The following is a 20,396-nucleotide window of genomic DNA, read 5'->3' on the forward strand; positions in this document are numbered from 1 at the left end:
TTCGAGCAGCAGGCAGTAGTGGCACCGACGCCGCGTCGAGGGTTCGCAGGCCAGAACCCGGTTCCGCGGCCCGTCGTGCCCGTTCCCCTGTCCCGCAACGTCCCCGGAGGCTCCCATGCCCACCTACGAGCAGTTGATGACCAAGGCACGCAACCTCTCGCGCCAGATGGAGGACATGACCTCCAGCGCCACGGCCAAGTCGTGGACGCCGGCCCGCCAGGAGGAGTTCGCCCGCCTGGACGCCGACTTCAAGAGCACGATGGCTGACGCCGGCGCGGCTCAGGCCGCGAACCGGATCCAGGCCCTGATGGACCCCGACGACCGCGGCGGGCGGGGTAACTCCGCCTCGCGCATCGCCGGCAAGGGGCTCGGTTCGAGCTGGGGCCGCGACGTGGCCGACCAGCTGCGTCAGACCGCCGACGGAGTGGGCACCAAGGCCCTGACCAACGGCTCCATCGGCGTGCCGTCCCCGATCGTGCCCGACATCGTCCGGCAGGCCGAGGAGCCGCTGAGCCTGCTGAACCTGCTGGTGAACCGCACCGCCACCACGGCCAACGAGTTCTCCTACGTCCAGCAGAACGCCCGGACCAACAACGCCGCGATGGTCCCCGACGGGGCGGTCAAGCCCACCTCGGTGTTCACCGTGGAGGAGGTCACCGACCGGGTCCGGGTGCTGGCGCACCTGTCCGAGCCGATCACCGAGCGGCTGTTCGCCGACCACGTCGAGCTGGAGCGGTTCTTGACCGTGGAGCTGCAGGCCGGGCTGCTGGAGGCTCTGGAGGGGCAGATCGTCGCCGGCGACGGGACGGGGGAGAACCTGACCGGCCTGCTCGCGCTGCCCGGCACGACCCCCGTCACCGCCAGCGCGGACGTGTTCACCACGACCCGCAAGGCGCTGACGACGCTGCGCCGGGCCGGGGAACGTCCCACCGCGTGGGTGTTCAGCCCCGAGGACGACGAGGAGCTGGACCTGGCCCGCGAGGACGGCACCACGGGTCAGTTCATCCTCGGCGGCAACGCCCTGGAGGCCACGCAGCCCACCCTGTGGGGGCTGCCGCGGATCGTGAGCCCGAAGATGCCTGCCGGCACCGCGTTGCTGGCGGACTGGTCGCAGGTGCGGCTGGTCATCCGCGAGGACGCCCGCCTGGACGCGGACCGCTCCGGGGAGCTGTTCACCCACAACCAGGTCGTGCTGCGTGTGGAGGGCCGCTACGGGCTCGCCGCGTTGCGGCCCTCGGCGGTCGCGGTCGTGGACCTGGCGGCCTGATGAACTCCCCGGTGAGGGGTCCACGGGGCTCCTCACCGGGGCAGGGCCCAGCTGGTCACGGCCGAGACCGCTGAGGCTCCAGTCGAGGGGCCCGGGCGTGGAACCCCGGAGCTGCCCCCTCGACGCCCGCAGGACCCGCAGAGGCACCCTGTGTCTCTGCGGGTCCTGCCCACGTCCTACGAGCGCAGGAGAAGCCCATGTCCACGAGGAGAACCGCCACCGCGGAGAGCACGCCGGCCGGGCACGCGCAGGTCGTCGAGGTTGTCGGCGTGGACCTGGCCGCCGTCCCGGACCGCCCCGAGCGCGCCACCTCGGTGCTCGGCGGGTGGGTCGAGGACCTGCGCCGGCCGTCCTCGCTGGTCGCGGTCGTGGTGCGTCTGTCCCGGGCCCTGAGCCAGGACGAGGCCCGGGCCCTGCCCGCGGCGTGGCAGCAGACGCCGGTGGTCGAGCTGTTCGCCGGCGACCCGACCGGGCTGACGCGGGCGCTGACCCGCGGCCCGGTCCGGTGCGATCCGGCCCGGCGGGATCACGTCGTGGTGTGGGTGCCCACGACGCTGCCGGCGCGGGCGCTGGAGGCCGTCGAGCAGGTGCACCGCCGCACGCTCGACGTCGCCCTACGTGAACCCTGACATGCGTCGCGACTACGCCCGACGTGCCCACTCCTGGTACTGACGCAGCAGAGCGCGTGTGTACCCGGCCATGTCGAGTGCCTTGCCGCCTGATCCCCAGCCGTCGTCCAAGCGGAGAACCAGAACGACCTGATTGCCGTGACTGCTCACCTCTGCGGAGACAGCAGTTTCCGGGTCTGCCTCCAGGAGGGCTGGCAGGATGTGATCTTCGACGAAGCGGCTGCCGTCCGTAGGCAGGTCATCGGCATAGATGTCACTCATGGCAACCATGCTGTCACTCATCGACCCGCGGGGCACCGCGCGCTGCCGCAGCCCGCCGCGGGAACGCCGCAGCCTCGATCAGGGCTGTGCCGGAGGTGGCGGGCAGATCCGCGACGACGAACCGGGCGCCTCACCCCGCGGTCCTCGTGGTCACCTGCGCGGAAGGTTCCGCCAAGTTGGCGGAACCTTCCGCGTCGATCCGGTCCTCCAGGTCCTCCACGACCCGCTGCACCTCGGCGACGTAGTGCTCCAGGTCGGCGGCCACCCCGGCGTCGAGGCGGTCTTGTGCGGCCCATCGGACGACGTCGGACCGCAGGCGCTCCAGGACCCGCTCCGCCGCCCCGTAGGGCGCCTCCGTGGTCGTCGTGACCATCGGCTCGACCTGCATGACGGAGGTCGAAGGTGCCGGCGTGGTGGAGGCACCTCCGCAGGCGCCGGCAGCCGCGAGCAGACCCTGCAGTTGAGCCACCAGGTGCTCTGCCTCCTCCAGGCGCAGGAAAGCCTCGCCGGCCGTGCCGCTGCAGGCCAGGACCAGCACGACGGGACGGCCGGCCTTCTCTCGGTACAGCGAGGAAGAGACGGTGGGGAAGCGAGCCCCGTCGGGCTCGAGGTCCAGGGGCTCGGTGCCGGTGGCGGCCACGATCGCGGGCCGGGAGCTGAACTCCCCGATGCACGACGAGCCGTGCTCGTCGGCGTGCCAGGCCGGGACGACCTCGGCGGGGACGGGGTGCGCCACCCGGGTGGCGGTGGCTTCAGCCGTGGGCAGGGTGGGACGATCCATGACGGGTCACGCTCCTGTTGCTTCAGGGGTGGGATCAAGGGCCTCGTCGGTGTTCCACCACCGGCGGGGCCCGCTCGTCGTCTGCGACGAGTTCGTGTCTGGACCTTGACCCCTGGGCTGACGTCCGGTCAAGAGGTCACCACCCGGGCGGCGTAGCCGGTCCAGTCCGCAGAAAGTCCGCAGGACGACCGCAAACCACCAACCCGACCCAACGCCGACCAACGACGTTTCCGCAGGTCAAGGCGTCAGGTCGAGAGTTGTTGCAGCTCAGCGGATCCCGTGTTGAGTTCGAGCTCTACTACGACATCTGAGCCGACCGCTCAGCACGTCGTTCCGTGGAACCCCCGTCCCCGCTGGGACGGGGGTTCCGTCGTTCCGGGGCTCGGTGCGGTTCGACCCGGTCGCGGAGTAGGTTGTGCCCCTCCGGTGACAGGACGTCGCCGTTCCGCGACACGACCCGAGGACGGGGGCCCACGTGCCGACGACCACCACCTGCTCCACCTGCCGCGCCGCGATGCGCGAGGCGGACCGGTTCTGCTGGACGTGCGGCACCCCGCGAGAGGGCGCCGACCGCCTGGAGGTGACCGCACCGGTGAGCGCACCGGGACGACGGCGAGGGGTGGGCGGCCGGCTCGTCGCCGGTGCCGCAGCGCTCGTCGTGGTCGCCGCGGGGGTCGCGATCTGGTACCTCACCCGGTCCGACGAGGACTCGGTGCGGACGTCGGCCCCCGCGGCGGCGTCCCCCTCCCCCAGCACCGCGCCCAGCGCCACCGCGACACCGGCGGCCCCCACCTCCACCCCGACTCCGACGTTCCCCACGGGTCCCGTGGTCCCCGCCCGGGCGAGCGCACCGAGCACGGCGCCGGACAGCGCCGACGCGGGTGGCCGCAGGACGAGCTACGAGGTCTCCCACGTGCTCGACGGCAGGCCCTCCACGGCGTGGCGGACCGAGGGCGACGCGAGCGGCGACACCCTCGTCTTCACCTTCGACGGCACCGTCCGCATCACCGAGGTGGGCCTGGTCAACGGGTTCGCGAAGATCGACCCGCACGACGGGGCGGACCGCTACGAGCAGGGCAGGCGCATCACGGCCGTCACGTGGACGTTCCGCACCCAGGGCGGACCGGTGGCCGTCCAGCAGACCCTGCGCGACGGCGACCGCGAGGTGCAGACCACCGCCGTCGCGCCCGTCGAGGTCAGCGAGGTGGCCCTGACGGTCGACCGGACGACGCGGCCGGGGGCCGGTTGGCGGTTCGACCGCACGGCCATCAGCGACGTGCGGTTCGCGAACTCCTAGAGCTGGACGCCGCGGGTCAGCGCGCCGTCGACGACGAGGTTCGTCCCGGTGACGAAGCTCGCCGCGGGGCTGGCGAGGAACACCACGGGACGGGCGACCTCCTCGGGCGTGGCCATCCGGCCCGTCGGGTTCAGCGCGAGGGCCTCGGCGAAGAACTCGGGGTCGTTGCGCTCGGTGAGCTGCCAGACGCCGCCCTCGAAGTACGTGTTCCCCGGCGAGACGGTGTTGGCGCGGATCCCCTCGCCCGCGAGCTGGTGCGCGAGCCCCTGCGTGTAGGCGACGAGGGCGGCCTTGACGGTGCCGTAGGGGCCGGCGAACGCGTCGACCTCACGGCCCGAGACGCTGCCGATCGTCACGATCGAGCCCGCGCCGGCGCGCCGCAGGTGCGGCAGGGACGCGTCGACGAGGGCGACTGTGCCCATGAGGTCCACGTCGAGCGAGAGCCGCCAGGACTCCAGGTCGTCGGCGGCGGCGATGGCGCTGACGTTCGCGACGACGACGTCGATCCCGCCGAGTTCGGCGGCCACCTCCTCGACCCAGGCGGTCACGTCCTCGCGCCGGGCGACGTCGACGACGCTGCCCCGCAGCGTTCCCGGTCCCGTCGCACCGGCCACCAGGGCGTCGACGTCGGCGGCCGTCCGCGCGCAGGTGGCGACGTCGGCCCCCTCGCCGAGGAACTCCGCGACGATCGCGCGGCCGATGCCGCGGGTCCCCCCGGTCACGAGGACGCGCGCGCCGTCCAGCTGCAGGTCCACGGGGGTTCCTCTCGTCGGGGTTCTCGGGGCGGGGTTCAGCGCACGAGGGCGCGCAAGCGGCCGTGGACCCCGCCGTAGGCGGGACGGGCGGCGGGCACGAGGCGTTTGGGGACCTTCGTCGCCACGCTGTAGTTCACGTCGACGGCGTTGGCCAGCGGCACCTCGCTGACCTGCGAGAGCACCTGGTAGGCGTCCAGGGTGTCCAGGCCGGTGAGCCCGGCGAGCCAGCCCACGGCGTCGACCTGCCCGGCGCGCCAGGCGTCCTCGAGGGGACGGGCGGACCCGACGACCGTCCAGTGGGTGTCGCTCTCCAACCGCGGCCAGGCCGGACCGGGGGTCTTCAACAGGTCGACGAGGACCAGGGAGTTCATCGCCCCCTCGACGGCCGTGCCGCAGGACTCCCCCTCCCCCTGCCGGAAGTGCCCGTCCCCGAGGGAGAACAGCGCGCCCTCGACGTTGACGCGCAGGTACACCGTCGTCCCCGCGCGCAGTTCCGGGGTGTCCATGTTGCCGCCGAACACGTCCGGCACGAGCGCCGAGCGCACCTCGCCGGCCGCCGGTGCCACGCCGACGGTCCCCAGCATGGGTTCCAGCGGCAGGTCGAGGTGTACGTCGCCGAGGTCCAGCCCGACGGTGCCGCGCTCGGAGTCGAGGTGGTAGATCCACGTGCGCTCCGGCAACGGGGGTTGCAGCGTCGCCGTGCGGTCGGTGGAGGTCAGCCCGCCGAAGAACGGGATGAGCGCCGAGGCGCCCCAGTCGCGCGCCGGTTCGAAGTCGACGACGTGTAGGACGAGGGTGTCGCCGGGTTCGGCGCCCTCGACGAGGAACGGGCCCGTCTGCGGGTTGACGAACGGCATCTGCAACGCCGTGCCCGGCAGGTCGGTCACCGACCGCAGGCGGCCGCAGAACGCGTCGTCGCTCCACAGCCGCAGCGCCGTGCCGGGGCGGACCCGCGCGACGGGCGCCGCACCGCCGAACGTCCACGCGTACTGCTCCGGCGTCGGGGTGAACTCGACGACCTCGACGGCGGGGTCCAGGGATCGCACGGTGCTCCTCGGGGGCGGTGATCACGGCGTGTCCCGTCCTTCTACCCCAGGAACCGTCGGGCTGGGAAGCCCTCAGGCGCCCGGAGCACCGGTGGGCGGTTCGGGGTTCCGCGCCCGGGCCCGGCGCACGGCGGCGTCGAAGTCGGCGTCGACGCGGGCCTGCTCCTGCGCGACCCGCTCGTCGACCCGGCCCCGCTCGGCCCCGGCCCACCCGGTGGGGCGCTCGTGCTCGGGGAACCCCGGCGTGGCGGAGTACCAGACCTCCGGCCGCTGCGGGACGCGCGCGGGCCGGCCCGCGACGAGCCAGGCGACGCCCCCGACGACGGGCAGCACGACGATGAGCAGGATCCACGCGAGCTTGGGCAGGTTCCGGACCCGGTCGGCGGGGGTCTGCACGCAGTCGAGGAGGCAGAAGACGAGCAGGACCAGCTCGAGGACGACGGGCAGGTAGCGGATCACGTGGGTCCCCGGTGGCTCGGCGGTGCTCGGACGGTGAGCGCGTGGTGGGCGCGCGCCGGACGCTAGTCCGGCCCCGGCCGCGGCGGACCGTTTCGCCGGATCCGGTACCCGGTCCGGCCCGGGCGGGCCGGGACGGCCGGGCGCGGGGTGTGGACGTAGGTTGGGCGCTGAGCCCGTCGTGGGTCCCTCGAGGAAGGTGGAGTCGTGAGCGTCGACACGCACGGTCAGCCGCTGAAGCTGGGTTACAAGGCGTCCGCGGAGCAGTTCGCGCCGGCGCAGCTGGCCGACTTCGCCGTGCAGGCCGAGGAGCAGGGCCTGGACTCGGTGTGGATCTCCGACCACTTCCAGCCGTGGCGCCACGTCGACGGGCACGCCCCCTCGGCCCTCACCTGGCTGCCGTGGGTCGCGGCCAAGACGTCACGGGTCCAGCTCGGCACGTCGGTCCTGACGCCGACCCTGCGCTACAACCCTGCCGTCGTCGCCCAGGCCTTCGCCACCCTCGGGGTCCTGGCCCCGGGCCGGGCCATCCTGGGCGTGGGCACCGGTGAGGCGCTCAACGAGACCGCCGTCGGCGTCGACTTCCCCGAGACCCGCGAGCGGTTCGCCCGTCTGCGCGAGGCGGTGCGGCTCATCAAGCAGCTGTGGTCGCAGGAGCGCGTGACGTTCGAGGGCGACTACTACCGCCTGCACGACGCGACCGTCTACGACCGTCCCGAGCAGCCCGTCCCGATCTACGTCGCCGCGGGCGGGCCGGGGGTGACCAAGTACGCCGGTCGTGCCGGGGACGGGTACATCTGCACGTCGGGCAAGGGCATGGAGCTGTACTCCGAGACGCTGCTGCCGGCGCTGCGGGAGGGTCTGGAGGCCTCCGGGCGCACCGAGCAGCAGATCGACCGGACCATCGAGATCAAGCTGTCCTTCGACGAGGACCACGCGAAGGCGCTGGAGAACACCCGGTTCTGGGCGCCGCTGTCGCTGTCGGCCGAGCAGAAGTCGCAGGTCCACGACCCGGTCGAGATGGCGCGGCTGGCCGACGAGCTGCCGATCGAGCAGGTCGCCAAGCGGTGGATCGTCTCCTCCGACCCCGAGCAGGTCGCGAGAGCGGTGCAGGAGTACGTCGACGCGGGGTTCACCCACCTCGTCTTCCACGCGCCGGGCCACGACCAGTCGCGGTTCCTCACGCAGTTCACCGCCGACGTCGTGCCGCTGCTGCGAACCTGACCGGCGGACGGTCCTACTCCTCGGTGCGGCCGTAGAAGACGCGTTCGACGACGGCCCGGCAGCGTCGGGTGGTGCGCAGGTACAGCTCCTCGAACTCGCGCGAGCTGCCGGGGTCGAAGCCGAACATGCGCGCCACCCCGTCGAGGTCGCGCGCCTGGGTGGGCAGGGAGTCCCCGGACTTGCCCCGCCACAGCGCGACGGCGTTGCGGGCGCGGGAGGCGAGGTCCCACGCCGCGAGCAGCGTCTGGACGTCGTCGTCGCCGAGCAGCCCCGCCGCGCCCGCGGCGTGCAGCACCCCCGGGGTGGACAGCGACCGCAGGCCCTCGTGCTCGGCGGCGTGCTGCAGCTGCAGCAGCTGCGCCGTCCACTCCACGTCCGAGATCGCCCCGCGGCCCAGCTTGAGGTGGCGGGCGGGGTCGGCCCCGCGCGGCAGCCGCTCGGCCTCCACGCGGGCCTTGATGCGCCGCACCTCGCGCAGGTCGGTCTCGGCCAGCCCGCCCACGGGCCAGCGCAACGGGTCGACCAGGGCGAGGAACCGCTCACCGAGGACGCTGTCCCCCGCGACGGGGCGGGCCCGCAGCAGGGCCTGCGCCTCCCACGACAGCGACCACCGCTCGTAGTACGCGCGGTAGCTCGCGAGCGAGCGCACCAGCGGCCCGTTGCGACCCTCCGGGCGCAGGTCCGCGTCGACCTCCAGCGCCGGCTCCGACCCCGCCGCGCTCAGCTGGCGGCGCAGTTCGGACACGACCTCCGTCGCGGCCCTCTGGGCCTGCGTCTCGTCGGCGCCGGGCAGCGGGTCGTGCACGAACAGGACGTCGGCGTCGCTGCCGTAACCGGTCTCCCCCGCCCCCAGACGGCCCATGCCCACGACGAGCACCCGCGTCGGCAGGGGCGCACCGCTGCGGCGCTCGGCGTCGGCGACGACGCGGCGCAGCGTGACGTGCAGGACGGCCTGGTCGGCGTCGGCGAGCGCCCGGCCCACCCCCGCCAGGTCCCGCACGCCGACGAGGTCGGCCACGACGGTGCGAAACTGCTCGCGCCGGCGCACCCCGCGCGCGGCCAGGACCGCGGCGGCGAGGTCGTCGCGGCGGGCGGCGGCGGCCTCGGCGTCGGCGACGACCTCGGCGACGTCCTCCGGCGCCAGGCGCTCGTCGTCGGCGAAGACCGACACGGCCTCGGGCGAGCGCATCAGCAGTTCCGTCGGCATCCGCGCCGCGGACAGGACCGAGGCGAGCCGTTCGGCGGCGGCCCCCGCGTCGCGCAGCATCGTCAGGTACCACTGGGTGCCGGCCAGCGCCTCGGACACCCGGCGGAAGGCCAGCAGGCCCGCGTCGGGGTCGGCGCCGTCGGCGAACCAGCCGAGCATGACCGGCAGCAGGGTGCGCTGGATGCTCGCGCGCCGGCTGACCCCGCTCGTGAGGGCTTCGAGGTGGCGCAGGGCGCCGGCGGGGTCGCGGTAGCCGAGGGCGGCGAGCCGTTCGGCGGCGGCCTCGGCCGACAGCTGGGCGTCGATGCGCGCGTCGGCCGCGGGCAGCTTGGCCACGGCCGTCAGCAGCGGCCGGTAGAACAGCTTCTCGTGCAGGCGCCGCACGTCGCGCCGGGTGCCCCGCCACACCTCGTCGAGCGCGACCACGGGGTCCTGCCGCAGGCCGAGGGAGCGGCCGAGGCGGCGCAGGTCGTTCTCCGACGTCGGGACGACGTGGGTGCGGCGCATGCGGTGGACCTGGATGCGGTGCTCCAGGGACCGCAGCAACCGGTAGTCGCGGTCGAGCTCGCCGGCGTCGTGGCGGCCGACGTACCCGTACGCCGCGAGCGACTCCAGCGCCTCGAGGGTGTTCGCGCTGCGCCGCAGCCGCTCGTCGCTGCGGCCGTGGACCATCTGCAGCAGCTGGATGCTGAACTCGACGTCGCGCAGGCCGCCGACGCCGAGCTTGAGCTGGCGGTCGGCCTCCTTGGACGGGATGAGGGACTCCACGCGCCGGCGCATGGCCTGGACCTCGCCGACGAACCCCTCCCGGGCGCTGGCCTCCCACACCATCGGGGCGATCGAGGTGAGGTAGTCCCAGCCCAGCCGCGGGTCGCCCGCGACGGGCCGGGCCTTGAGCAGCGCCTGGAACTCCCACGTCCTGGCCCAGCGGCGGTAGTACTCCAGGTGGCTGTCGAGGGTCCGCACCAGCGGGCCCGCCTTGCCCTCCGGGCGCAGCGCCGCGTCGACCTCCCACAGGGCGCCCTCGCCCGTCGGGGTCGAGCAGATGCGTTGCAGCGCACCGGCCAGCTTCGCACCGACGGCCAGGGCGTCGTCCTCGGCCGCCCGGTCGGCGGGTTCGGCGACGTAGACGACGTCGACGTCGGACAGGTAGTTCAGCTCCCGCCCGCCCGTCTTGCCCATCCCGATGACCGCGAGCCGGCACGCGCGCCAGGACCCCGGACCGGTCCCGGGGTCGTGGTCGGGCAGCTCGGAGCGGGCGATCGCCAGCGCGGCCTCGAGCGCGGCGGCGGCGAGGTCGGCGAGCTCGGCGGAGGTCAGGTGCAGCACCGCGAGCGGGTCGGCGGCGGCGAGGTCGCGGCCGGCCAGACCCACCAGGCGGCGGCGGTAGGCGACGCGCAGCGCGTCGACCGGGGTGCGACCGGAGCGGCCCGCCGTGGCGACGGGGTCGGTGGCGCCGGGCTCGGCGCCGACGGCGCTCAGCAGCTCGGCACGCAGCTGGTCCGGGTCCGGCGGGACGGCCGAGACCAGGACGGTCCAGTGCCGCGGGTGGCGCACGAGGTGGTCGGCCAGCGCCATCGACCCGCCGAGGACGCCGAGCAGCCGGGCCAGGGTCCCGGCGGTCTCCGGGACGTCCTGACCGCGCAGCAGGTTCAACGCGGCGGCGACGCCCTCGACCTCACCCGGTGCGGACTCGCGGTCCACGCCGGCGGTGAGCGACTCGGCCCAGCGGACGAGACCGAGCAGGGCCTGGTCGGGGTCGCCGGTGCGTCCCAGGGCCCGGACGAGGTCGGCGGTGCCGTCGGCGAACGCGCCGTCCCCCTCGGCCCGGACCACCCCGTGCAGGGCGGGGTCGCGCAGCAGCTTCAGCGACCGGTCCGGGTCGGCGAACCCGGCGCGGACGAGCTGGGCGTTCGCGCTGGCCCGCCGCCCCTGCGTGCTCGCAGCCACCGCGACCCCGCGTCCCCGCCCGTCCGTGCCCGTCACAGCAGCGGCAGGTACCGCTGGAGCTCGAACGGCGTCACCTGGGAGCGGTAGTCCGCCCACTCCTGGCGCTTGTTGCGCAGGAAGTAGTCGAACACGCCCTCGCCGAGGGTCTCGGCGACGAGTTCGGACTTCTCCATGACGGCCGTGGCGTGCTCCAGGCTCTGCGGCAGCGGTTCGATGCCCATCGAGCGGCGTTCGGCGTCGGTGAGCGACCAGACGTCGTCCTCGGCGCCGTCGGGCAGGTCGTAGCCCTCCTCGATGCCCTTGAGCCCGGCGGACAGCAGCAGCGCGAACGCGAGGTACGGGTTGGCCGCGGAGTCCAGCGCGCGGTACTCGATGCGCACCGACTGGCCCTTGGACGGCTTGTACATCGGCACGCGGACGAGCGCGGAGCGGTTGTTGTGGCCCCAGCAGATGTAGCTGGGTGCCTCGCCGCCGGCCCACAGCCGCTTGTAGGAGTTCACGAACTGGTTGGTCACGGCGGTGATCTCCGCGGCGTGCCGCAGGATCCCGGCGATGAACTGCCGTCCGGTGCGGGACAGCTGGTACTCCGCGCCCGCCTCGTAGAACGCGTTCGCGTCCCCGTCGAAGAGCGAGAGGTGGGTGTGCATGCCCGACCCCGGCTCCCCCGCCAGGGGTTTGGGCATGAAGCTGGCGTAGACGCCCTGGTCGCGCGCGACCTCCTTGAGCACCGTGCGGAACGTCATGACGTTGTCCGCGGTCGTCAGCGCGTCGGCGTAGCGCAGGTCGATCTCGTTCTGCCCCGGCCCGCCCTCGTGGTGGCTGAACTCCACCGAGATGCCCATGCTCTCCAGCGTGGAGATGGCCGTGCGGCGGAAGTCCGTCGTGGTGCTGCCCGGGTGGTTGTCGAAGTAGCCGACGTAGTCGACCGGCTCGGGTGTCGCGCCCCGTTCCAGCGGGCCCTTGAACAGGTAGAACTCGATCTCGGGGTGCGTGTAGAACGTGTAGCCCGCCTGCGCGGCCTTGTCGAGGGCGCGCTTGAGGACGAACCGCGGGTCCGACCGCGCGGGCTGCCCGTCCGGGGTGAGGATGTCGCAGAAGATGCGCGCGGTGCCCTGGTGCTCGTCGGTGGTGCGCCACGGCAGCACCTGGAACGTCGACGGCTCGGGCTTGAGCAGCATGTCCGACTCCGACACGCGGGACAGGCCCTCGATGGCGGACCCGTCGAACCCGATGCCCTCCCCGAAGGCCCCCTCGAGCTCGGCCGGGGCGATCGCCACCGACTTCAACGTCCCGATGACGTCGGTGAACCAGAGCCGGACGAAGCGGATGTCCCGCTCCTCCAGCGTCCGCAGCACGAACTCCTGCTGGCGGTCCATGTCCACCCTTCCCGTCGATCCGTCCGCCGGGCCCGGCGGCCATCCCGGTCATCATCGCGCATCTCCGCCCCGGCCCGCCCCCACCCCCGCCCGGCTCCACGCGCGGACGGGACACCCACGGGGGCACCCATCGGTGTCACCACGGCTGGTAGCTGTGGGAGGAGGTGTGGGTGTTCCGGCGACGTCGCCGGGACGACCGGCAGCGGACACCCACACCTCACTCCACGCCCTCTCACACGAGCTGTCGCGCCCGGGCGACGACAGGCGGTCGCGGTCGCCCGCGCAGGCCCAGGTACGCACGCTCGACGGCAGCCAGGACCCGCGCCGAGCGGGTGCGCAGCGTCCGCGGGGAGAAGGCCATGAGCGGCACGCCCACGGCGCCCAGCGCGGTGTCCGTCCGAAGCGTGGACTCCCAGTCGTCCTCCAGCAGGTGGTGCCGGCGCGAGTGCACCTGCAAGGCGAGGCCGACCTCCTCGACGTAGCCGTCGGGACTGGGAAGCACCAGGCCGTCGAGGGTCGTCAGGACGGGGTTGAGCAGCACCTCGGGCAGGACTCGACTGCGGGCGAGGCAGTCGGCGAACTCGCTCTCGGGCAGCGACCACGCACCGCCGGACACCTCCAGGACCGCGGCCCGCACGGCCGCGCTGCCGCGGATGGCGCCCGCCTCGACCTCGGCGGCCAGCTGCTCCACCGTCACCATCCGTCGCTGCACCGCCTCGAAGACCACCGCGCGCACCGCGTCCCCGCGCAGCTGCCGGGCCGCGTCCACCACGGTGCGGGCGGGCGGGGTGAAGGAGAGCGGTCCCCGCGACCAGGGCCGCGGGTCGGGACGTCGCGTGCGGCGCACCGAGACGCCCGGGCGTTCGCGCGACTTCGCACCCCACGGCACGAACAAGCGCGCCACCCCGTCGTCCGGCACGGACGTGAGGCCGAAGTACCGAGCCGCGGTGGTCGACCCGATCTGCGCGCCGTCGCCCGCGAAGAGGGCTGCGGCCACGAGACGTTGCGCCGGGTCGATCCGGCCGGTTGCCAGGAGGAACACGTCCGGGTGCACGCCGCGCCAGTCCCGGCCGAGCGCCCAGCGGATCTGCGCGCTGCTCACCCCCGCGCCGTACAGCTGCGCCCGGGTCAGCAGGTTCTGCTGCTCACGGGCGGTCGCGAGGAGGTGCTCGGGCAGGTTCGGCATGGAGCGAGCCTCGACGCAGACCCGCAGGCGGCGCCACGCCCACGGCGGACCTGTGGACGACGCCGGCCGACCGGTCCAAGGATGTGGACAGCGAGCCCCCGCGGCCGCGGCGTGAGAGACCCGGTGGGTGTCCCCTGGCGGTCGTCCTGGCGACGTCGACGGGACACCCACAGCTCACTCCACGCCTCGCGGGCGTGGTGACACCGATGGGTGTCCCAATGGGTGTCCCCCCGGACGGCCGGCGGGACCCGCACCGCCCCGCCCACCCCCACCACCGCTCACTACGCTGACCCCATGCCCCAGCTGCGCGTGGCCATGGCCCAGATCGACACGACCGTCGGCGACCTCGACGGGAACGTCGCGGCGATCCGGGAGTGGACGGCGAGGGCGGCGGCCGACGGGGCGCACCTGGTGCTGTTCCCCGAGACCGCGGTGACGGGGTACCCGGTGGAGGACCTGGCGCTGCGCCGGTCGTTCGTGGCGGCCTCGCGGCAGGCGGTGGGGCGGCTCGCGGCGGAGGTCGCGGACGACGGCAACGGCGACGTCACGGTCGTCGTGGGGTACGTCGACCAGCACGAGGGCGTGGGGCGCCCGCAGAACTGCGCGGCGGTGCTGCACGGGGGCCGGGTCGTGGGGCGGTACGCCAAGCACCACCTGCCGAACTACGGCGTCTTCGACGAGTACCGCATCTTCACCCCGGGCGAGGACCTGCTCGTGGCGCGGGTTCGCGGGGTCGACGTGGCCGTCGCGATCTGCGAGGACCTGTGGCAGGACGGTGGGCCGGTCCAGACGGCCGACGAGGCCGGGGCCGGGCTGCTCGCGGTCATCAACGGTTCCCCCTACGAGCGCAACAAGGACGACGTCCGCCTCGAGCTCGTCGCCCGCCGCGCCGCGGAGGCCGGCTGCCCGATCGCCTACGTCAACGCCGTCGGCGGGCAGGACGAACTCGTCTTCGACGGTGACTCCCTCGTCGTCGGCCAGGACGGGACGGTCCTGTCCCGCGGGCCGCAGTTCCGCGAGGCCCTCGTCGTCACCGACCTCGACCTGCCCGCCGCGCGAACTCCCGGCTGGGAGGAGGGCGTGCAGCGGATCACCCTCGGCGAGGCACCCGTGCCGGCGTTCACCCCCCGCGTCAGCGAGGTCCACGACCCCCTGCCCGACGTGGCCGACGTCCACGCCGCCATCGTGCTGGGTCTGCGGGACTACGTGCGCAAGAACGGGTTCCGCTCCGTGGTCGTCGCCGTCTCCGGCGGCATCGACTCCGCGCTGGTCGCGAGCCTGGCCTGCGACGCGATCGGCGCCGAGAACGTCGTCGGCATCTCCCTGCCCTCGGGGTACTCCAGCCAGCACTCCCGGGACGACGCCGAGGACCTGGCGAACCGCTGCGGTTTCGAGTACCGGCAGTACGCCATCGCCCCGGTGGTCGACGCCTTCCTCGCCACCGTCCCGCTGCACGGCGTCGCGGAGGAGAACCTGCAGGCCCGGGTGCGCGGGACGACGATCATGGGCCTGGCCAACCAGGAGGGGCACCTCACCCTCGCGACGAGCAACAAGAGCGAGCTCGCGGTCGGGTACTCGACGTTGTACGGCGACTCGGTCGGCGGGTACGCGCCGCTGAAGGACGTGCCGAAGACGCTCGTGTGGGAGCTGTCCCGCTGGCGCAACGCCGAGGCCGTGCGGCGCGGGGAGCAGCCGCCGATCCCGGAGAACACCATCAGCAAACCCCCCTCGGCCGAGCTGCGCCCGGACCAGACCGACCAGGACTCCCTGCCGCCGTACGAGGTGCTCGACGCGATCCTGGAGGACTACGTCGAGGGCGACCGCGGCCGCGCGGACATGCTGGCGGCCGGTTTCGACGGCACCCTCGTCGACTCCGTCCTGACCCTCGTCGACCGCGCGGAGTGGAAGCGCCGGCAGTTCGCGCCGGGGCCGAAGATCTCCTTCAAGGCGTTCGGCCGGGACCGCCGCCTGCCCATCACGAACCGCTGGCGCGAACCGCAGGCCTCGGACTCCCTCACGCCGCCGGTCGACGTGAAGACCGACGCGCCGGTGACGGAGGGCTGAGGTGGCGTACGCGACCGAAGAGCCCACGCCCAGGCGGCGCACCCGCGTCCACCACCTGCAGCAGTGGAAGGACGCGGGCGAGCGGTGGGCGATGCTCACCAGCTACGACGCGATGACGGCGGCCGTGTTCGACGAGGCGGGCATCCCCGCGCTGCTCGTCGGGGACTCGGCCGCGAACACCGTCTACGGGATGCCGACGACGGTCCCGGTCACCCTCGAGGACATGGTGCCGCTGGTCCGGGCCGTCGTCGCCGGGGCGCCGCACGCGCTCGTCGTCGCCGACCTGGTGTTCGGGTCCTACGAGGCCTCCGACGAGCAGGCCGTGCACTCCGCGGTGCGGCTCATGAAGGAGGGGGGCGCGCACGCCGTGAAGCTCGAGGGCGGCCTCGTGCGGGCCTCCCGGATCCGGGCCGTCGTGGCGGCCGGGATCCCCGTCATGGGCCACGTCGGGTTCACCCCGCAGGCCGAGCACGCCCTGGGCGGTTACCGCGTCCAGGGGCGCGGGGACGCTGCGGCGCAGGTGCTCGCGGACGCGCAGGCCGTCGCCGAGGCGGGCGCGTTCGCCGTCGTGCTGGAGATGGTGCCCGCCGACGTCGCGCAGCGGGTGACGTCGACGCTGGCGATCCCCACCGTGGGCATCGGTGCGGGCGCCGGGTGCGACGCGCAGGTCCTCGTGTGGCAGGACTTCGCGGGCCTGTCCGAGCGCACGGGCCGGTTCGTGAAGAAGTTCGCCGACGTCCGCGCCACCTTGTCGGACGCCGCCCGCACGTACGCCGCCGAGGTCCGCGACGGCTCGTTCCCGGCGGACGAGCACTCGTTCTGAGGACCTCACCCGCGCCCGGGTGACAGGGCCAGCGCGTCGGCCCGCACCTCCTCCAGCGCCCGCCGCAGCGCGCCGAGCACGACGACGTCCCGGCCCAGCGTCGAGGCGACGACGGGCGGGTGCGGCGGGTCCAGGAACCGGGGCAACCCCGCGTCGACGCGGTCGACGAGCCCGGCGGCCCCGGCCACCCCACCGGCGACGACGACCCGGTCGGGGTCGAACACGCTGACGAGCGTCACGACGACGCGGGTGAGGCGGTCGGCGGCGGTCTCCAGCAACGTCCCGGCGAGCTCCTGCCCCGCGTCGGCCGCGGCGACCACGTCCTCGGCCGCGCCGCTCCCGCCGGCGGCGCGCACGAGGTCTCGCAGCACCTTCCCGAGGCCGTCCGGGGACCCGACCCCCTCGACGAGGTCGAGGTAACGCATCTCCCCGACCCCGCCGCGGGCCCCGCGCAGCAGCCGGCCGTCCTCGACGACACCGGCACCGATGCGCTCCCCGGCCAGCAGCGTCACCTGGTGGCGCACCCCGCGCCCGCTGCCGCGCCAGCCCTCGGCCAGCGCCGCGAGGTTGGCGTCGTTGTCGGCCAGCACCCGCCAGCCCCGGCGGCGGGCGAGGGCGCCGGCGAGGTCGGGGTTCACGAACTCCCAGTAGGGGTTCCCGCTGAACTCGGTGGTCCCGGACGGGCCGACCGGCGCGGGCACCCCCACGGTGACCCCGAGCACCCGCGGGCTCCCGGCGCGTTCCCACACCGCCTCCACGGTCCGCACGACGTCGGCGACGCGGTCGGCCACGGGTGTGCGGACGGGGTCGTGGTCGACCACCGCGGAGACGTCGGCGAGGGTCCGTCCACGCAGGTCCGCGACGCGCGCGGCGATGCGGTGCTGCCCGGCGTCCACGCCGACGACGGTCCCGGCGAGGGCGTCGAAGCCGTAGCGGCGCGCGGGGCGGCCCTTGACGTGGCCCTGTGCGCCGCGGCCGTTCGCCAGCTCCCGCAACCAGCCGCGGTCGATGAGCTCACCGCAGACGTCGTGCACCGTCGCCCGCGACAGGCCCGTCGCGGCCATGAGGTCGGTGCCCGTGACGCCCTCGTCCCGTGGGTCGCCGGACAGGTCCCAGACGTGGTGCAGCACGGCGAGGGCGTTGTCGTCCCGCAACCGGCGGGTCACGGAGGGGGTCGCCGAAGATCCCTGCGTCACCCCTTGACCCTCCCACGACCGCTCGACACACTTCCTTCAGGGCTCGAATCAAAGCCCGGCACACCCACGATCACCGGAGACCCCGTTGACCCAGCCCCAGGACTGGTGGCGCCAGGCCGTCGTCTACCAGGTCTACCCGCGCAGCTTCGCCGACTCGAACGGCGACGGGATCGGGGACCTGCCCGGGATCACGTCCCGCGTCCCGCACCTCGCGGCCCTCGGCGTCGACGCCGTCTGGCTCAGCCCCTTCTACCCCTCGGCCCTGGCCGACGGCGGCTACGACGTCGACGACCACCGCGACGTCGACCCGAGGATCGGCACCCTGGAGCAGTTCGACGAGATGGTCGCCGTGCTGCACGCCGCCGGCATCAAGCTCGTCGTCGACATCGTCCCCAACCACTCCTCGAACCGGCACGCGTGGTTCCAGCAGGCCCTGGCCGCCGGACCCGGCTCACCCGAGCGCGAGCGGTACGTGTTCCGCCGCGGCGCGGGAGCGGACGGCGAACTGCCCCCGAGCGACTGGACCGCGATGTTCGGCGGGTCGGCGTGGGAACCCGTCGGGGACGGCGAGTGGTACCTGCACCTGTTCGCCCCCGAGCAGCCGGACTGGAACTGGAACCACCCCGACGTGCGCGAGGACCACCTGCGCACGCTGCGGTTCTGGGCCGACCGCGGGGTCGACGGGTTCCGCATCGACGTCGCGAACTCCCTGGCCAAGGACCTGACCGAACCCCTGCCCACCGAGGCCGAGCTCGCCGACCTCGTCGACGGGGCGCACCGCTTCTTCGACCGCGATGAGGTGCACGACGTGTACGTCGAGTGGCGCAAGCTGTTCGACGAGTACGACCCGCCGCGCACCGCGGTCGCCGAGGCCTGGGTGCCCGCCCACCGCCGCGCCCGGTACGCCTCCCCCGAGGGGCTGGGCCAGGCGTTCAACTTCGACCTGCTGCAGGCCGACTTCGACGCCACCGCGTTCCGGCGGATCGTGACGGAGAACCTCGCCTTCGCCCGGGAGGCGGGCAGTTCCTCGACGTGGGTCCTGTCGAACCACGACGTCGTCCGGCACACCAGCCGCTACGCGCTGCCCGCCGGCGCCGACCAGAACGCCTGGCTGCTCTCGAACGGCGAGGACCCCGAACCGGACACGCCCGGTGGTCTGCGCCGGGCCCGCGCGGCGACGGCCTTCACCCTCGCGCTGCCCGGCAGCACCTACCTGTACCAGGGTGAGGAACTCGGGCTGGCCGAGGTCGCCGACATCCCCGCGGCCGACCTGCAGGACCCCACGTGGCTGCGTTCCGGCGGGGCCGAGAAGGGGCGCGACGGGTGCCGCGTCCCGTTGCCCTGGACCGCGGCCGGACCCTCCTTCGGGTTCGGCCCGGGCGGGGCGCACCTGCCGCAGCCGTCGTGGTTCGCCGACGTCGCGGCCGACCAGCAGGACGGCGTCGAGGGGTCCACGCTCGAGCTGTACCGGCAGGCCCTCGCCACCCGGCGCCGCCTGCAGGGCGCCGAGGAGCTGCAGTGGCTCCAGACACCCGCGGGCGTCGTGGCGTTCACCCGGCCCGGCGGTTGGACCTGCCTGACGAACTTCGGCGACGAGCCGGTGGACCTGCCCGCGGGTCGTCTGGTGCTGACCAGCGGTGACCTGGCCGACGGGCGGGTGCCGCGGGACACGACGGTGTGGGTCGTGGCTCCGCAGTGAGCTGAACCGTCACGAGGCCGGAGCTGTCAGGCCTCGCGGCGGGACAGCACCCACGCGGCCGCGGCGCAGATCCCCGCGGGGACGAGCGCGGCGGCCGCGGCGGCGTACGGGGTGGCGGGGGTGCCCGAGACCCAGGACGGGAACGGTCCGTCCGACCACGACGACACGGTCACCGGCGTGGCGCGCGCGTACGGGGTGGTCGGCGCCGCGGCCACCACGACGCCCGCGAGCGCCGCGGCCACGCCGACGAGGGCGCTCGCCAGCGCCAGCACCGCAGCGGTCCGGCGCACGCGACCGTCGACCCGCCAGTCCCGCGGAGCCCACCGGCAGGCGGCGAGCGCCGCGGACCCGAGCGCGGCGCAGGTCAGGGCGAGCGGCGCCCCGAGCCCGGTGCTCGCCCACGAGAGCCGGTCGAGGACGCCGGGCAGCGGGGACAGGCCCACCACGGCGACCTCCGGCGGGACGTAGGGGCCGCCCAGCCCGTGCCCGGTCCAGCCCCGCACGGCCGCGACCGCGAGGGCCAGGACCGGGACGGCGGTCCCGGCGGTGAGGGCCCAGGGGCGCCAGGGGCGCCAGGGGACCTCCGACCTCACGCCCGCTCCCGGCGGCGCACGAGGGCCAGTCCGGCGAGGGCGGCGAACACCGTCTCCGCCACGAGGGAACCCGTGGCCGGCGCGTCCCGGACCGCGACGGCCGGGGTGAGGACGAGCGTGCCCCCGGTGCCGTGGAGGGCACCGGACGCGACGACCACGGCCGTGACCGCGGCCAGGGCCACGACGAGGGCAGCCGTGACGACACCGGCGACCCGGACACCGCGCGGCACCGCGGTCCCGGCGACGGTCAGCGCCGCGAGGACCGCCAGGCCGAGGCAGGACGTCACCAGGGCGGGCGAGGTCGCCACCGCCGAGAGCACCTGGCCCCAGTCCGTCCCGGTCTGCGGCCAGTCGCCCCCGTCGCCGAGGTAGACGATCGTGGCAGTGGCAGTGGCCGCGGTCGCCTCACCCGGACCGGGCGAGAACACCGCCTCGTCGTCCGGGGCGGCGAAGGCCAGTGCGAGGGCGGCGCCGGCGAGGAGGAACGCGACGGGCAGCGCCGCGACGACCAGGGCCCCGCCGGCCAGGCGCGCCGAGGGCACGGGGAGGGCAGGCACTCCTCGACGGTAGGGCCGCGGGGGCCGGG

The 20,396-nt window shown here is 74.3% G+C and carries 18 protein-coding genes; 7 read left to right on the forward strand and 11 right to left on the reverse strand.

What is annotated here, in order from left to right; translation table 11 throughout:
• Positions 1-136 precede the first annotated feature (136 nt).
• Positions 137-1,267 carry a phage major capsid protein gene (locus AB2L28_RS00900; protein ID WP_370716839.1) on the forward strand — a complete coding sequence of 377 codons (1,131 nt, stop codon included), beginning with the start codon at positions 137-139 and terminating at the stop codon, positions 1,265-1,267.
• A gap of 197 nt (positions 1,268-1,464) precedes the next feature.
• Positions 1,465-1,896, forward strand: coding sequence for a hypothetical protein (locus AB2L28_RS00905; RefSeq protein ID WP_370716840.1), 432 nt, complete (start codon positions 1,465-1,467; stop codon positions 1,894-1,896).
• 12 nt (positions 1,897-1,908) lie between these two features.
• Here the strand turns inward: AB2L28_RS00905 and AB2L28_RS00910 are convergent, their stop codons facing one another.
• Complete coding sequence (locus tag AB2L28_RS00910; RefSeq protein ID WP_370716841.1) at positions 1,909-2,157, reverse strand: hypothetical protein; 249 nt, start codon at positions 2,155-2,157, stop codon at positions 1,909-1,911.
• Positions 2,158-2,287: 130 nt separating this feature from the next.
• Complete coding sequence (locus tag AB2L28_RS00915; protein ID WP_370716842.1) at positions 2,288-2,938, reverse strand: hypothetical protein; 651 nt, start codon at positions 2,936-2,938, stop codon at positions 2,288-2,290.
• Between the two features lie 475 nt (positions 2,939-3,413).
• Here AB2L28_RS00915 and AB2L28_RS00920 point away from each other — a divergent pair, with 475 nt between their 5' ends.
• On the forward strand, positions 3,414-4,235 hold the full coding sequence (locus AB2L28_RS00920) for an NADase-type glycan-binding domain-containing protein (RefSeq protein WP_370716843.1): 822 nt from the start codon (positions 3,414-3,416) through the stop codon (positions 4,233-4,235).
• On the opposite strand, the gene AB2L28_RS00925 is transcribed toward AB2L28_RS00920, so the two are convergent.
• The 3 genes from AB2L28_RS00925 to AB2L28_RS00935 form a co-directional block, all read right to left on the reverse strand.
• Positions 4,232-4,990 (reverse strand): SDR family NAD(P)-dependent oxidoreductase, encoded by a 759-nt coding sequence (locus AB2L28_RS00925; protein ID WP_370716844.1) that lies wholly within the window; start codon positions 4,988-4,990, stop codon positions 4,232-4,234. The two genes, AB2L28_RS00920 and AB2L28_RS00925, sit on opposite strands and share 4 nt — an antisense overlap.
• Before the next feature lie 35 nt (positions 4,991-5,025).
• A complete protein-coding gene (locus AB2L28_RS00930; protein WP_370716845.1) occupies positions 5,026-6,036 on the reverse strand; it encodes an acetamidase/formamidase family protein in 1,011 nt (336 codons plus the stop codon).
• A 72-nt stretch (positions 6,037-6,108) separates the two neighbouring features.
• Positions 6,109-6,495 carry a PLD nuclease N-terminal domain-containing protein gene (locus tag AB2L28_RS00935; protein WP_370716846.1) on the reverse strand — a complete coding sequence of 129 codons (387 nt, stop codon included), beginning with the start codon at positions 6,493-6,495 and terminating at the stop codon, positions 6,109-6,111.
• A gap of 204 nt (positions 6,496-6,699) precedes the next feature.
• On the opposite strand from AB2L28_RS00935, the gene fgd reads away from it, so the two are divergent.
• Positions 6,700-7,716: a glucose-6-phosphate dehydrogenase (coenzyme-F420) gene (fgd, locus tag AB2L28_RS00940; protein ID WP_370716847.1), complete on the forward strand. Its 1,017-nt coding sequence runs from the start codon at positions 6,700-6,702 to the stop codon at positions 7,714-7,716.
• A gap of 13 nt (positions 7,717-7,729) precedes the next feature.
• Here the strand turns inward: fgd and AB2L28_RS00945 are convergent, their stop codons facing one another.
• The 3 genes from AB2L28_RS00945 to AB2L28_RS00955 form a co-directional block, all read right to left on the reverse strand.
• Positions 7,730-10,873, reverse strand: coding sequence for a bifunctional [glutamine synthetase] adenylyltransferase/[glutamine synthetase]-adenylyl-L-tyrosine phosphorylase (locus tag AB2L28_RS00945; protein WP_370716848.1), 3,144 nt, complete (start codon positions 10,871-10,873; stop codon positions 7,730-7,732).
• Between the two features lie 32 nt (positions 10,874-10,905).
• On the reverse strand, positions 10,906-12,249 hold the full coding sequence (locus tag AB2L28_RS00950; RefSeq protein WP_370716849.1) for a glutamine synthetase family protein: 1,344 nt from the start codon (positions 12,247-12,249) through the stop codon (positions 10,906-10,908).
• Positions 12,250-12,481: 232 nt separating this feature from the next.
• Entirely contained in the window at positions 12,482-13,435 is a 954-nt protein-coding gene (locus AB2L28_RS00955) for a hypothetical protein (RefSeq protein ID WP_370716850.1), read from the reverse strand.
• A 294-nt stretch (positions 13,436-13,729) separates the two neighbouring features.
• On the opposite strand from AB2L28_RS00955, the gene AB2L28_RS00960 reads away from it, so the two are divergent.
• Complete coding sequence (locus AB2L28_RS00960) at positions 13,730-15,499, forward strand: NAD+ synthase (RefSeq protein WP_370716851.1); 1,770 nt, start codon at positions 13,730-13,732, stop codon at positions 15,497-15,499.
• Position 15,500: 1 nt separating this feature from the next.
• Positions 15,501-16,322 (forward strand): 3-methyl-2-oxobutanoate hydroxymethyltransferase, encoded by an 822-nt coding sequence (gene panB, locus AB2L28_RS00965; protein ID WP_370716852.1) that lies wholly within the window; start codon positions 15,501-15,503, stop codon positions 16,320-16,322.
• Positions 16,323-16,327: 5 nt separating this feature from the next.
• Here panB and AB2L28_RS00970 read toward each other — a convergent pair whose 3' ends face one another.
• Positions 16,328-17,518 carry an ROK family protein gene (locus tag AB2L28_RS00970; protein ID WP_370716853.1) on the reverse strand — a complete coding sequence of 397 codons (1,191 nt, stop codon included), beginning with the start codon at positions 17,516-17,518 and terminating at the stop codon, positions 16,328-16,330.
• A gap of 85 nt (positions 17,519-17,603) precedes the next feature.
• Between AB2L28_RS00970 and AB2L28_RS00975 the strand changes: the two genes are divergently transcribed.
• Positions 17,604-19,217 (forward strand): glycoside hydrolase family 13 protein, encoded by a 1,614-nt coding sequence (locus AB2L28_RS00975; RefSeq protein ID WP_370716854.1) that lies wholly within the window; start codon positions 17,604-17,606, stop codon positions 19,215-19,217.
• A gap of 26 nt (positions 19,218-19,243) precedes the next feature.
• Here AB2L28_RS00975 and AB2L28_RS00980 read toward each other — a convergent pair whose 3' ends face one another.
• Both AB2L28_RS00980 and AB2L28_RS00985 read right to left on the reverse strand, forming a co-directional pair.
• Complete coding sequence (locus AB2L28_RS00980) at positions 19,244-19,810, reverse strand: hypothetical protein (protein WP_370716855.1); 567 nt, start codon at positions 19,808-19,810, stop codon at positions 19,244-19,246.
• Positions 19,807-20,367 carry a hypothetical protein gene (locus tag AB2L28_RS00985; protein WP_370716856.1) on the reverse strand — a complete coding sequence of 187 codons (561 nt, stop codon included), beginning with the start codon at positions 20,365-20,367 and terminating at the stop codon, positions 19,807-19,809. Before AB2L28_RS00985 ends, AB2L28_RS00980 begins: the two co-directional genes overlap by 4 nt.
• Between the last annotated feature and the right edge of the window lie 29 nt (positions 20,368-20,396).

The sequence above is a fragment of the Kineococcus mangrovi genome (assembly GCF_041320705.1).
Classification (GTDB): Bacteria; Actinomycetota; Actinomycetes; order Actinomycetales; family Kineococcaceae; genus Kineococcus; species Kineococcus mangrovi.

Excerpts from the sequence above, each read along its gene's own strand:
- AB2L28_RS00915 (WP_370716842.1), bottom strand. The coding sequence starts at position 2,938 with ATGGATCGTCCCACCCTGCCCACGGCTGAAGCCACCGCCACCCGGGTG.
- AB2L28_RS00950 (WP_370716849.1), bottom strand. The coding sequence starts at position 12,249 with ATGGACCGCCAGCAGGAGTTCGTGCTGCGGACGCTGGAGGAGCGGGAC.
- AB2L28_RS00955 (WP_370716850.1), bottom strand. The coding sequence starts at position 13,435 with ATGCCGAACCTGCCCGAGCACCTCCTCGCGACCGCCCGTGAGCAGCAG.
- AB2L28_RS00910 (WP_370716841.1), bottom strand. The coding sequence starts at position 2,157 with ATGAGTGACATCTATGCCGATGACCTGCCTACGGACGGCAGCCGCTTC.
- AB2L28_RS00900 (WP_370716839.1), top strand. The coding sequence starts at position 137 with ATGACCAAGGCACGCAACCTCTCGCGCCAGATGGAGGACATGACCTCC.
- AB2L28_RS00960 (WP_370716851.1), top strand. The coding sequence starts at position 13,730 with ATGCCCCAGCTGCGCGTGGCCATGGCCCAGATCGACACGACCGTCGGC.
- AB2L28_RS00905 (WP_370716840.1), top strand. The coding sequence starts at position 1,465 with ATGTCCACGAGGAGAACCGCCACCGCGGAGAGCACGCCGGCCGGGCAC.